Genomic DNA, 12,933 nt, shown 5'->3' with positions numbered 1-12,933 from the left:
TGCTCGTCTTTCTGAGCCACCTGATCAGGCTCTCCGCAAGCTGCAGGCTGATCAGGCGCTTGGCCAATGGTTAGCCTCTTCCTCCCTCAGCTTCTGGCGCTTTAGCGTTGACGCCGGCGCCAAAATGCTGGCTGGAGGGGTCCTTCCGCGATCGAGCACCCCTGATCTACCGGCGGGCCTGGCTGGCTTGAGGCCGCGGCCACAGACGGGGTCGCCGCTGCACAAAGCAGCAGCGAGCAAACTAGGGGAGGCATCCCAGCTCGCCCGCCCTTCAGTATTTTCTCTTGTCTTTGCGCGCGCTGCCTTACAGAATCTTTACAGAATATTGCAGATTTCCTCACTGTCTGGAGCTATGCTCTATATGCTATAACTTAGTGGATACTTCCTACCTGTTAACAGGAAAGCAGGACAGGACAGGTGGGTTATGAAGATCCTGATCATAGAAGATGAAAATAACATTGCGCAACTGATCCGTCTCTACCTGGAGCAGGCTGGATATGAGGTAATCATTGCCGGGGATGGAGCGGCGGGGCTGGAGCTGCACGCACGAGAAAAGCCAGATCTAGTAATTCTGGACCTGATGCTGCCGGCCCTTGACGGCATGGAGGTCTGTCGTCGGATTCGAGCCTGGGCCGACACTCCCATTCTGATGTTGACGGCGCGGCAGGGAGAAGAGGATCGCATTGCCGGGCTAGAGCTGGGAGCCGATGACTATCTGGTCAAACCGTTCAGCCCGCGTGAGGTGGTCAGTCGAGTGCGAGCCATCTTGCGGCGCACTGCTCTGGCCGGCGTCCATCGGAACGCGGGAGGAAACGGAAGCGAAGGAAGCGCCAGCGAACAAAGCCGGCAGGGAGGCGAGCGCGAGCGAGAAGAGTTGCGCTTCCCGGGACTGGTCATTAATATTCCGGCGCGGCGCGTCGAGGTCAACGGGCAGCGTGTCGCCCTCACGGTCAAAGAGTTTGATCTCCTGGTTGTCCTGGCCTCTTCGCCGGAGCGCGTCTTTACCCGCGAAGTCTTGCTCAACAAAGTCTGGGGCTATGACTACCTGGGCGACGGACGCACGGTCGATGTTCACATTGGCACGCTGCGCAAAAAGATCGAGGCGGTGCCTGGGGCGCCGCGCAACATCAAGACCGTCTGGGGGGTTGGCTACAAATTTGAGCCAGAGGCGCCCGCATGAGTGAACCGGCGACCAGTTCCTCTCAAGTGCCTCCTGCCTTCCAACCCGAACACGCGGCTAATAGGCTCCCGTCGTTGAGTCTACGCAGCAAGCTGGTGCTCAGCTACCTGGCGGTGGCCCTGGGGGCGATTATTGTGCTCGCCATCGCTGTCATAGCCGCCGTTTACAACTACTACTACACGGCCCAGATTCGGCAGCTACAAGATGCCGCCCAGACTTATGCTCGCGGTGTCGAGGACTTCTACACCTACCAGCTTGGTGGGCACTGGGGTCCATTTTCACTGCGCTTTCCCGTGCCCGCACTGCTAGTGATTGTCGACCAAAATGGCCATCAGCTCCTCTGCAATCCCCCCAGCGGCTTTGATGCACAATTCTGTGCCGATGCGGCCATCGCACAAACGGCGGCGCAGGCCCTGCAGGGCAACGAGGTCGACGGTCATCTAGAAAGCGGAGGCTTCAAGGGACTCTATGTTAGCGTCCCGCTCTACGAGCAGAATAACAGCAATCATCAGCTCATCGGGGCATTGCTCATAGCCGAGCCTGAAGCGTCGCCGCAGCGCTTTCTCAGCAATGTAACACAAGCCATCCTCCTGGCCGGCCTGCTGATCAGCGTAGCAGTAATCATCTTTAGCCTGCTGCTAGCGCGCAGCCTGACCCGTCCGCTGGAGTCGTTGACCGCCGCCGTAGAGCGCATGAAGGAGGGCGACTACTCGCAACGGGTTGACCCACCTCCAGCGCAAGACGAGCTAGGGCGCCTGGCCCAGACCTTCAATGCGATGGCCGACCGCATTGAGGCCGATGTAGCAGAGCTACGCCGGCAGGACCAGATTCGGCGCGATATGATAGCCAATATCGCTCACGATCTGGCGACCCCCCTCACGGCCATTCAGGGCTTCAGCGAGGCTCTGGCCGATGAGGTTATCCAGGAGCCAGCCGCGCGCAAGGAAACAGCACAACTCATCGCGCGCGAGGTCCAGCGTCTGCGCCGTCTGGTCGCCGATATTCAGCATATGACCCTGCTGGAGTCGGGCCGGGCCCGACTCGACCTTGCGCCGCTCGATCTGGCGGTCCTGGTCGATGAAACGCTGGCAGTCATCGAGCCTGAATGCACTCAGGCCGGTATTACCCTGCAAAATACGATCGACCCACGCACCCCGCCGGTTCTGGCCGATAGCGATCGCATCACCCAGGTCCTGCTTAACCTGATCGATAATGCGCGTCGTCACACGCCCCCCGGTGGCACAATCACGGTGGGGGCTCGGCGCCTGGGGCGCATGCTGGAGGTCTGGATTCGCGATACAGGTGTGGGCATCGATCCGATCGATCTCCCCCACATTTTTGAACGCTTCTACCGCGCCGATCGAGCGCGCAGCGGAGGACGTGGCGGGAGCGGCTTGGGCCTGACGATTGTCAAGGCCATCGTGACGGCCCACGGCGGTACGGTGGCCGCGGAGAGTACGCCTGGCAAGGGAACTTGCATCCGCTTTACTCTGCCGCTGGCCACTGGTCAAGAGGAGCAGGGCAAGCCCTCGGGACCACACTCGGGACGTGGGCGCAGCGATCCAAGTGAACGCTTGCTTCCCCCAACACGAGGATATAATACATAAAAGAGCCACCAGGATTCGGCGCGGCCTGGCAGGGCAGTCGGAGCCTAACCTGACGCGACAGGCCGCGCCGAAGGCAGTGGAACGGCGGTCAACCAGCGTTAGCGCTGCACATCAGGCAGAAAGGAGCGCCTTATTCATGGCGATCGATCAAAGCTTGATTGGCAAGGCTTCGGCCCCCCAGACCTTTGAAGTCACAGAGGAGGCAGTACGGCGCTTTATGGAGGCGACAGGCGATCCCGCGCTGGAGCGCCACACTCCGCTTGTCTATGCGCCCCCTACTTTCCCAACGACCTTTCGCGTCCGTCCCCCGGAGCTGCAGATTGATCCTGCGCAGATGCAACTGCTGCATGGCGAGCAGAGCTATAGCTACCAGCGACGCCTGCGCATCGGGGAAAAGGTGACCTGCGTGGCTCGGGTGGCCGATGTGCGTGAGCGTACGGGGCGCTCCGGCCCTATGACCTTTGTGATCTTGGAGACCGAAGGGCGTGATGCCAACGATCAGCTCATCTTTACGGCACAGGGAACACTGATTGTACGTGCTAAAAAGCAAGGCTAACCGTTGACAAATCTCAGGGGTCAGTATACAATACAATGCGGAATCTATGAGAGATGCCCTCGTGGCGGAATGGTATACGCAGCAGGTTGAGGGCCTGTGCCCGTAAGGGCGTGGTGGTTCGAGTCCACTCGAGGGCACCTCTTCGATCAGGCTTGCACCCGCGTGGCGAGCGACATGAGTGAATGGCTCGCTCGCCAGCGGTGCAGAGCGCTCTTCTCTCCTCTTCCTTTCTCTTTTTCTACTGGCTACAACAGAAATGATCACGATGCCCTCGTGGCGGAATGGTATACGCAGCAGGTTGAGGGCCTGTGCCCGTAAGGGCGTGGTGGTTCGAGTCCACTCGAGGGCACCGCTCGTATGGTGGGGAAGAGGCGGACCGGTGCAGGTAGCCGCCTCTTCCGCTTTCCTGGCTCGCTTCGCGAGTCCTGATCACGTGGGCGACTAGCTCAGTTGGGTAGAGCGGCTGCTTTACACGCAGTAGGTCAGGGGTTCGAGTCCCTTGTCGCCCATTCCTCTTTGTTCCGCCTCTCCTTCCTTTCTCTCTATCTCCTCTTTTTCTTCATAGGTTGGATAGACCGGCTCTGGCCTTGCCTGCCTGCCCCCGGCTATGACCTATGGACCAGTGTTCCCCGAACCCGAAAATCGCTCCTTGCCTTTCTGGTTGCTCCGGCTTCAGGAGCGCCCTGCTCACCTGCGGCGGAGGCTCCTCCGCCAGCGGCGAACCAGACAAGCAAGCGTGACGTACCATCAGGGCGCGCAGAGCTGTTAGCGTGCTACATTGTCAGGTGAGGAAGCAGGCGCTATCATTCATCATAGCTGCGCAGGTGAGCGAAGTCGCATCCGAGACTGTCAGTTGTAGCGGCTGGCCCTTCTGTCAGCAGCGAGTGCGAGCCTGTCGGCGGAGGAAAGCCATCTCCCTGCGTACCGGAAGGGAGCCTTTGCTCATGACAGGAGCAGACGGCGGAGCGAGATTGACCCAAAAGCTGGCGGCCTTGGGCTGACAGAGAGAGAGAAGCAACTGAGCAGAGCTGCTCAAGACAAAGGAGGCGAAACGTGAGTATCACGCATGGTGGCTGGCTGGTTGCCAAGATCCTGAAGCGCGAGGGCGTTGAAGTCGTCTTCACGCTCAGCGGAGGACATATCGCGGCCATCTACGACGGCTGTGTCCGTGAGGGCATTCGTGTCATTGACACCCGGCACGAGCAGGCAGCAGTCCATGCAGCCGAGGGCTGGGCCAAGTGCACGCGTCGACCGGGCGTAGCCTTGTTGACAGCCGGTCCGGGGGTCACCGACGGAGTAACGGGGGTTGCCAATGCCTATCTGGCCGGCAGCCCTGTCCTCGTCATTGGCGGAGCGGCGCCGCTGAGCCTGTGGGATCGCGGTGCCTTGCAAGAAATGAATCAGATCGATCTCTTGCGTCCTATCACCAAATGGGCGCGCACTGTACACGAAACTGGACGCATTCCCGAATATGTCGCGGCAGCCTTCCGCCAGATGCTTAACGGGAAGCCCGGCCCCGTCTTTCTAGAGATCCCGATGGATGTCCTCAATAACCTGGCCGACACCGACAATGTGACCGATCCTGGCGAGCCGCAAAGCTATCGTCCGGCGGGTCCCATCCAGCCAACGCCTGACCAGGTCGAGAAGGCTGCCGCTCTCCTGGAGCAGGCTGAGCGCCCGGTCATCATGGCCGGTAGCGCCGTCTGGTGGTGCGATGCCTCCGAAGCCCTGCGCGAGCTGGCCGAGCGTATTCAGGCCCCGGTCTACCTCAACGGCGCCGGGCGAGGTTGCCTGCCTCCCACTCATCCCCTCTTCTTCAGCGCCTCGCGGCGCAAAGCCCTGGAAGGCGCCGATACGATTCTGGCCATTGGAACGCGCATGGACTTTCGCCTCAATCACGGGCGACCGCCGCTCATCCCTGCTGAGGCCCGCTTAATTTGGTTTGATCTTGCAGGCGAGGATATCGGAGTCAATCGTGGGGCCGATGTAGGACTGGTAGGAGATGTAGGTCTGGCCATGCGCCAGGTTGCCGCGGCCAGCAAGCCCTATAGCGGTGAACGGGCCTGGCTGCGCTTCATTCGCGAAGAAGAAGCCAGGGCCTGGGAGCGCGATGCGGCGGCCCTCAACTCCGACGCTGTGCCCATCCATCCGATGCGCCTCTGCAAGGAGATTCGCGACTTTATCGATGAAGAGACCACTGTCATCGGAGATGGAGGCGACATTGTCAGCTATGGCGGACGCGTGATCAACGTCTACCGACCCGGCTACTGGCTGGATGCCGGTCCGATGGGAACGCTGGGAACGGGCACCGGCTTTGCAATGGCGGCCCAACTGGCGCGCCCGGGCAAGCGCGTCCTGATCCTGCATGGAGATGGTGCCTTCGGGCTGAACGGAATGGAATTTGAAAGCATGGTGCGTCATAAGCTGCCGGTGGTCTCGGTGATCGGCAATGATGGCGCCTGGGGCCAGATTAAGCACCCCCAGAAAGCGCTGATCGGTCATGCCACGGCGGCAGAGCTGGCGCCGGGCATTCGCTACGATAAGATGGTGGAGGCTCTGGGTGGTTACGGCGAGCTGGTAGAGCGCCCCGAGGAGATTCGCCCGGCCCTAGAGCGTGCTTTCGCGTCAGGGCTGCCTGCCTGTATCAATGTACTGATTGATCCCGATAAACCTTATAGCCGTTCGACCAATGTCGCGGTCTAGCCCGCCGCCTCTCGCGGCGGCGCTGCTTCCCCTCCCTTCTCCTGCGCGCCCTGGCTCTGCTGGGCACTGGTAAGGCGTTCACGCGAGATGGCCGGCCTGGGAGACGGCAGCCAGTCCAGGGAACGGGAGATGAGAGACGAAACAAGCGCCATCGCTGCAAATATAAAGAGCGGCGGAGTCGCGCCGGCCAAAGCTTCTAGCTCAGCCGGAGCCACCTCCGCCGCTTTGCCTCTTGCTCAGGGAAGCGGGCCTTGTCTGCTCAGAGCTGACTACCTGTGCTCTTCCGCAGAGAGTCAGACCACTGTGCTGGCAAGCCGCCCCCTAGAAGATACTCCTTTCGTTGTGAGCGCTCTGTTTGGGAGACGGACGACTCCTGATACTTGCTCCTTTCAAACTGGCCTCTGTCTTCCTCACTTTGCTTCAGGCCCAGGCTCTCAGGCCGCTTGATGCTATGGCGCGGCTGTGAGCGATCGACAGGGCAGACTGGAGGCCAGGAAGGTCCTCACTTGTCTTGTGCGGTGTCTGCGGTATCTGCAGCCTCTCTCTGGCTGCCCACCAGGCTGAGCGTCGGCTACGGCTGGCAGGACCATTCACGCCAGGAGAACCCGTCACGCGCGAAAACCTCGTAAGCGGCGCGAATATTCGCCGCCGCGTTGTAGGGCGAGTAGGCCGCCTGCGAGGTGGTGGCCCAGGTGCTGGGCAGGAACTGGAAGAGACCCGCTGCTCCAGATGAGCTGTTGGTCGCATACGGATTTAGCCCTGACTCACACTGGGCGACGCTCAGGGCCTGGGCGCCATAGGAGCCGAAGACCTGATAAATCATCTGCGGAATCGAACCGCTGACGCTCTGAGACGAGGTGGTTGACACTGCGCTGCTCTGCGTCGTCTGGCTCTGACTCTGGACGCTCACCGAGGTCGCGCTGTTGCTCCCTTGACCAGGAATGCAGACCTGCTGCCCCGGGAAGATCAGGTTCGGGTTGGGAATATGGTTATAGGAAGCCAGCGTCTGCCAGCTTGTACCATAGCGCACGGCGATCCCACTCAGGGTATCACCCGAGACAACGGTGTAGCAGCCGCGGGCGGCCTGGGCATGGGCCCCCTGGCTGCTCAGAGTGAGCAGGGCGCCCGCCAGTGCGAGAGCCAGCATGAGGCTGGCGGCGAATTTCGTAAAGAGACGACCTCCTTTGTTCTGCTGTCCACACTTACGAATGTCCGTATGTAGCAACTGCATGTAACCCCTTCTGACTAAACCTACAAGTCTCCCCAAACAGCGGCTCCGGCGGGCCAGATAGCCTTTGCGACCGCAGCGATCGGCCCGGCGCTGCGCCCGGTGGATGGCCAGAGGCCGCTAGACCAGGCCGATCAGCTCACTCGGGCAACCCGCCGCAAGCTCTAGCGTTCCCACGAGGTGCAAAGACGCTCCCTGTGGAGAGCAATCAACCGGCGCGGGAACACGGATATAATAGCATGAGCTAAATTGAAGCATGCAAATACTATTTGAAACATAGCCAAAACTGGCTATTGTAGTGCTAAAGCAAGCATGCGTAACAATGATTGGGAGACTATAGGTGATGGACTGACTATTTGTGCAGAACCGCAGGGGCAAGAAAAACCTGAATTACCAACGAACGGGGAGGGGGGAGCGTTTCAAGCGCCAACCCCCGGACCAGGGGAGGGCGCTAGCAGCACGGGGAGAAGCTCTACATCGCACTCACAAGTAGGCGCGGGCCTCGGTAGCCTTGAAGCCAGCATAGATATGGGCGCCCTCATGTAGCTCCAGGCGTTGCAGGGAGTCTTCAGTAATCTCGGCGGTGAGCGGGGGCAAAGCCGGATCGATTTCGATGCTCACGCGGACGCGCCCGTCATGCGCCGAACTATGGCTAGCGGTCAGGGGCAAAATCTGGACAATCTGGCCGGCGAAGAGATTACGAGCCGAGCCTTCCGGTGGCGTACGATAGAGCGTAATGCTGCGGGGGTCAACGACCACACACGCCTCGCGCAGCTCCTCTCCTGCTATGCGCTCGCTCTCCTCCAAAACGGCACTCACCAGCAAGGGGCGACTGCCGCCGCTGATGGCCAGCGTACAGAGGGCCCCCGCCTCCTGCGCCACAAGTTGCCCGCGCAAGAAATTCAACCCCACCAACTCAGCGATGTAGGCTGAGCGGGGATGCTCCAGCAAATCGCGTCGGCTGCCCTGCTGAATCACCTGACCGTTGTCAAGCACCAGAATCTGATCGCCGAAGAGCAGAGCCTCCAGGTGGTTATGCGTGACGAAAATCGTGGTGATGCCGATCTCACTCAGCAGGCGACGCAGCTCCTGGCGTACCTCGCGCTGGGTCTGCACATCCAAAGCCGCGAGCGGCTCATCGAGGAGGAGCAGGCGAGGCTGAAGCACGAGTGCGCGGGCCAGAGCGACGCGCTGTTGTTGACCACCGGAGAGCTGAGCCGGGCGGCGGGTGGCCAGACCGTTGAGGCGCATTTGTTCGATGGCCGCCTCTGTACGGCGGCGTACTTCCTGACCGCGCAGGCCCTGGGCCCGCAGTCCAAAGGCGATGTTTTCGAAGACCGTCAAATGGGGAAAGAGCAGATAATCCTGAAAGACATAGCCAATAGGCCGCTCCTGGGGAGGGACAAAAATCGCACGCTCACTGTCAAAATAGCAGATGCCGTCAAGAACCATCTGCCCGCGCGTGGGACGCAAGAGGCCGGCCAGCAGTCGCAAGACCGTCGATTTGCCGGCACCGCTCTCGCCCAGGAGCACCGTGGTGCGACCAGTCTCGGCCTGGAGGCTGAGCTGAAGATGAAAGTGACTCGTCTGCTCTGCTGATGCTCGCCGTCCTGACTGGCCAGCAAGTTCTACCTCAAACGTGGCCGTCAACATATCTGCTAGCTAGTATAGGCCAAGGTCTGCCTTTCTGCAAGCTGCAAGCGCATGGGCGCATGATCAAGCCGGAGCCTCGGCCCGCTTCGTGCGACAGGTCCCCTTCCATCTGGCGCTTCCCCCTGGATGCCCCCCGGCTTGCCCCTGCCTGTCCCTGCAGTCCGCAAGAGAGGTGATACAAGCAAGAATGCCGGCTTTTCTTCACTTGAATCAAGCAATCGATAGGAACTGTCTCTGTTGAATGAAGCAGATGAGCCGATAAAGAAGAGTAGAGAGGGGGAGCGTCCGAAGTGTTCAGTGAGCCGCTGCCACTTCTCTCCTCTCCTAGACCTGTGCCTCCCGTCTCTCCCGACCAGCCCGATCCGACCCCCAGGACGCTTCCCTTACTCTCCTTACCGGACGGGAAGGGGCTATCAACGATAGCCCCTTCTCTTTTGTTTGTCACCCAATGATGGCATGGGATGGAGTTCATGGCCGGCGCCGGCTCGGCTTGGGATAGCCCAGATCCTCCGGCTTAACCTGGAGGACCTCGCAGACAAGCCTGAGATGGAAGCTCCGCGGACATTGTTCGCCCCGTTCCCAGCGCGCGATAGTGCTCACATCAGGCACACGCCGACCCGGATAGCGCTCGCTGGCGAGGTCGCTCATCCGAGTGAGGAGCTTCTCGCGCGTGAAACCACGGGCCTCGCGCCTCTGCCGCAGTGCCTGGCCGAAGCGCTTAAGACTATCTTTGGACGCGCTCATCTTTTCCCCTCCTCCTTTGAGGGTAAAAAGTGTAATAGATGCATATAAAAATATAAAGATTGTGGCTAAGAAGACCGAAAAAGGGCCCGACTTGAGCGCCGGTCGCCTGGACAAATGTTCAAACATGACAGGCTGTTATCCTTCCTGATGACAACGCTATTCACATTGTGAATAGCAAATTGACACATGAAAATAACAAATTAGAATTTTGACGGGGGGAATCCTAAAGCAGAGCGAGGTTTTTTTAAAGTGCGTTTTGGAGGGGTAAGCGGGTAGAGCAGAAAAGAGCCGAGAGATCCCTGTTTATTAGCATGATCTCAGCCCTACTGCACTGGCTCTAGAGGACCAATTGGAAGATGCTCCCCACCGAATTATGGAGCGCTGTTCTAGCTGTAATTAGGCTGATACTCAAGCGTTAGGAGAAAGGTACCAGGCGGTAAGAAAGAAGCCCAGATAGCGCTAAGGGAGCAGCCTGCCGACCTGGCGAGAGACGGAAGTCGCTGGCCCGAGTAAGAAGGCCTCGCCAGACGTGTCGGTCTGGAGACCAGAAAAATAATAGCGAGCTAGTAAGTAGTTCACATAGCTCATATGTGCCAATTCACAGAAGCCCTTGGCAAGCCATGTTATGCTAATGCTGCAGCGGGAACGAGCGCAGTCCCATACCCGAGGAGAAAGCCCATGCTGAACTGCTTTCATCGACCCACGCGGCCCAAACACCCAAAGCACCCACTCAGGCCTCATGCCTATCGCGGCCTGACCCTGAGCGGTGGCATCGTGCTGCTGCTCCTCAGCCTCTGCCTGGCGGCCTGCAGCTCCCCATTTGGAGGAGGGAGCCAAGGGACATCGGGGACTGGCGCCACGGCCACAGTTGGGGCGGGAGGAGCCACAGCCACCGCCTCGCCGGTCGTGCTACTTGGGCCCCGTCCCTGTCCCTCGGCCATCCAAACCGCGGCCTACTGGAGCAGCATCGTGCACGCTGTAGCCGGCGTCACCAGTGTGACGCGCGTCCAATGTGCCAACCTCATGGGGACGCCGGAGCTGCAGGCCCTGGTCACAGTCGCGCATCAAGGGGGCCATGCTCTTGACGTCCACGTCTACAACCACATCACCGGCCCCAACCCACAGCAAATCTTTCAACTCCTCAACCTCTACGATGGCGACGCCATCATCAGCGGCTACAACACCGTACTCACCGCCGAAGTGGATCAGAATTCGGCCCTCAACCACGGGCGCAACCCGGCCAATTACCAGCGCGACCTTTTTCGTGAGTTCAAATGGTCGGATGCTCAGCAAACTCTGGTCCAAATCGCCTTTCCGGCCTTCTTTCCTGATCTGACGCGCTACCAAGCCGAAGCGGATCAGGCGGCGGTCAACCAGGGACATGACCCCTGGAAACTGGATGCGGTCAAAGTTGCCCAGGCCCTGGCCGCCTCCACCGCCTTTTTCAACTGGGGACCAAATGCCCCGGCCCACCTCATCAGCGGCGGTGGTCAGCACGATGTCAACGCACTCGTCGAGGTCAAGAGCCCTCACCCGGGTGGCAGCACCATTCGCGTCAGCATGAGCCGGCTCGAATCCAACACCAATGGAGGCATCTGGGAAGTAACCAATGTCAGCAGCCCCACGCTCTCCATTAGTGCGCCAGCAGCCCTGGATCGGCTGCACAGTCCCACGACTGTCACCGGGAAAGGCAACGCCTTCGAAGGGGTGATAGGCAGCCTCCGCGTGCTCGATCATCTCTATAACCAGGTAGGTCAGGCCCAAGTGCACGGCGCGAGTGGCAACGGCCCGACCACCTTCTCGACTAACCTCACCTATAGCAGCGACTTCAATGCCGGCGCCCAAGAGGGCATCCTCATGCTCTCCGCGCCCAGTCAGGCCGACGGCTCGATCGCCACAGGAACCCTGCTCAAGGTCCTGCTCACCTGAAGCAAACCGGTCAGACCCGGCTGACTCAGCTCACCCGCAAAGAGTCGGATCGCCTGCCGGATCATCGCGGTCCGACTCTTTTCTTCCCCCACTCTCGCCCGGCCAGATCTCCGCTCCTGAGCGAGATCACGCCTGGTCCCCTCACCCAGTAGTGGGCGCTTCCTGTTGCCCTGCCCTTTGCACCCGAAGAACATTTCCACACCCCGCTGGCTGGAATAAAACCGACCACCTCGACCGTTTCTAATAAGAGAAAGGACTTTGTTGAGTATGTCGCTCAACAAAATCAAAAATATTTCAGGCAGAACATGGAGGAGATCGATGGCAGAAAACAAAGGCTATGCCCATCCTGAAGTGCTGGTAGATGCCGACTGGGTTGAGGCACATCTTAACGATCCCAACGTACGCCTCATTGAGGTAGATGTAGACACCAGCGCCTATGAGCAGGGGCACATTCCCGGGGCAGTGGGCTTCAACTGGCAGAAAGAGCTGCAGGACCAGGTCATTCGCGCCCCCATCAGCAAGGAGCAGCTAGAGGACCTGCTGAGCCGCTCAGGCGTCAGCAATGATACGACCGTTATTCTCTATGGCGACAACAACAACTGGTTTGCCGCCTGGGCGTTCTGGCTGCTCAAATACTATGGACACAAAGATGTGCGTCTGCTTGACGGTGGGCGAGCCAAGTGGGTAGCTGAGAAGCGGCCCCTGACCACGGAAGTGCCGAGCTACCCGCGCACCGAGTACCGCGCTGAGGAGCCACATCGCGAAGTCCGGGCCTTCCGAGACGACGTGCTGAGCAAGCTGGGCGACAACCATGTGGCGCTAGTTGACGTACGCTCACCGGGCGAGTACAAAGGTGAGCTGCTGGCGCCGCCCAACCTGCCCCAAGAAGGGGCCCAGCGAGGTGGGCACATTCCGGGGGCCAAAAATATTCCCTGGGCCAGCGCCGTCCGCGAAGACGGGACCTTCAAATCGGCAGACGAGCTGCGCGCCATCTACGAGAGCCAGGGCATCACAGGCGACAAAGAAATCATCGCCTACTGCCGCATTGGCGAGCGCAGCAGCCATACCTGGTTTGCCCTGCGCTACCTGCTGGGCTATCCCAACGTGCGCAACTACGACGGCTCCTGGACCGAGTGGGGAAGCCTGGTCGGGGTCCCCATCGAGAAATAGCGGCAGACAAACAACTAACACGTCCCTCCTGTATCCAGAGCAAGCCAGGCCGCGGGGCGAGCGCAGAGTTGCGCTCACCTACCTGCGGTCCTGGCTTTTGTTCCTTTCCCGCCTGGCTTACTCCTCTGCCTGCTGAACCCAAGATCTTGCTCCTCTCTTGAGC

9 protein-coding genes and 3 tRNA genes are annotated in these 12,933 nt (G+C 60.0%); 9 read left to right on the top strand and 3 right to left on the bottom strand.

The features are described 5' to 3' along the window. Positions 1–424: 424 nt before the first annotated feature. The 7 genes from AC6H1L_RS08180 (at position 425) to AC6H1L_RS08150 (ending at position 6,046) form a co-directional block, all read left to right on the top strand. Positions 425–1,180, top strand: a complete 756-nt coding sequence (locus AC6H1L_RS08180; RefSeq protein WP_497601026.1) for a response regulator — start codon at positions 425–427, stop codon at positions 1,178–1,180. Then, positions 1,177–2,787: a sensor histidine kinase gene (locus tag AC6H1L_RS08175; protein WP_497601025.1), complete on the top strand. Its 1,611-nt coding sequence runs from the start codon at positions 1,177–1,179 to the stop codon at positions 2,785–2,787. The genes AC6H1L_RS08180 and AC6H1L_RS08175 overlap by 4 nt, the downstream gene beginning before the upstream one ends. Before the next feature lie 136 nt (positions 2,788–2,923). Then, positions 2,924–3,343 carry an FAS1-like dehydratase domain-containing protein gene (locus AC6H1L_RS08170; RefSeq protein WP_497601024.1) on the top strand — a complete coding sequence of 140 codons (420 nt, stop codon included), beginning with the start codon at positions 2,924–2,926 and terminating at the stop codon, positions 3,341–3,343. 55 nt (positions 3,344–3,398) lie between these two features. Next, positions 3,399–3,480 (top strand) — tRNA-Leu (locus AC6H1L_RS08165). A gap of 130 nt (positions 3,481–3,610) precedes the next feature. Beyond that, positions 3,611–3,692, top strand: a tRNA-Leu gene (locus AC6H1L_RS08160). A gap of 86 nt (positions 3,693–3,778) precedes the next feature. Continuing rightward, positions 3,779–3,852 (top strand) — tRNA-Val (locus AC6H1L_RS08155). Positions 3,853–4,396: 544 nt separating this feature from the next. Next, positions 4,397–6,046, top strand: coding sequence for an acetolactate synthase (locus AC6H1L_RS08150; RefSeq protein ID WP_497601023.1), 1,650 nt, complete (start codon positions 4,397–4,399; stop codon positions 6,044–6,046). Positions 6,047–6,617: 571 nt separating this feature from the next. On the opposite strand, the gene AC6H1L_RS08145 is transcribed toward AC6H1L_RS08150, so the two are convergent. From AC6H1L_RS08145 to AC6H1L_RS08135, 3 genes are all read right to left on the bottom strand, one after another. Further along, on the bottom strand, positions 6,618–7,277 hold the full coding sequence (locus AC6H1L_RS08145; RefSeq protein WP_497601022.1) for a LysM peptidoglycan-binding domain-containing protein: 660 nt from the start codon (positions 7,275–7,277) through the stop codon (positions 6,618–6,620). Positions 7,278–7,757: 480 nt separating this feature from the next. Then, on the bottom strand, positions 7,758–8,927 hold the full coding sequence (locus AC6H1L_RS08140; protein ID WP_497601021.1) for an ABC transporter ATP-binding protein: 1,170 nt from the start codon (positions 8,925–8,927) through the stop codon (positions 7,758–7,760). A 468-nt stretch (positions 8,928–9,395) separates the two neighbouring features. Next, positions 9,396–9,671, bottom strand: a complete 276-nt coding sequence (locus AC6H1L_RS08135; RefSeq protein ID WP_497601020.1) for a helix-turn-helix domain-containing protein — start codon at positions 9,669–9,671, stop codon at positions 9,396–9,398. Between the two features lie 678 nt (positions 9,672–10,349). Here AC6H1L_RS08135 and AC6H1L_RS08130 point away from each other — a divergent pair. Together AC6H1L_RS08130 and AC6H1L_RS08125 are read left to right on the top strand one after the other, a co-directional pair. Further along, entirely contained in the window at positions 10,350–11,600 is a 1,251-nt protein-coding gene (locus AC6H1L_RS08130) for a Gmad2 immunoglobulin-like domain-containing protein (protein WP_497601019.1), read from the top strand. A 318-nt stretch (positions 11,601–11,918) separates the two neighbouring features. Next, the gene (locus tag AC6H1L_RS08125) at positions 11,919–12,770 is read left to right on the top strand and encodes a sulfurtransferase (protein ID WP_497601018.1); all 852 of its coding nucleotides are present in this window, start codon (positions 11,919–11,921) and stop codon (positions 12,768–12,770) included. Positions 12,771–12,933: the final 163 nt, after the last annotated feature.

Source organism: Thermogemmatispora argillosa, from assembly GCF_059696725.1.
The sequence above is the reverse complement of the archived record's forward strand: the minus strand, read 5'-3'. Positions and strand labels throughout refer to the sequence as shown.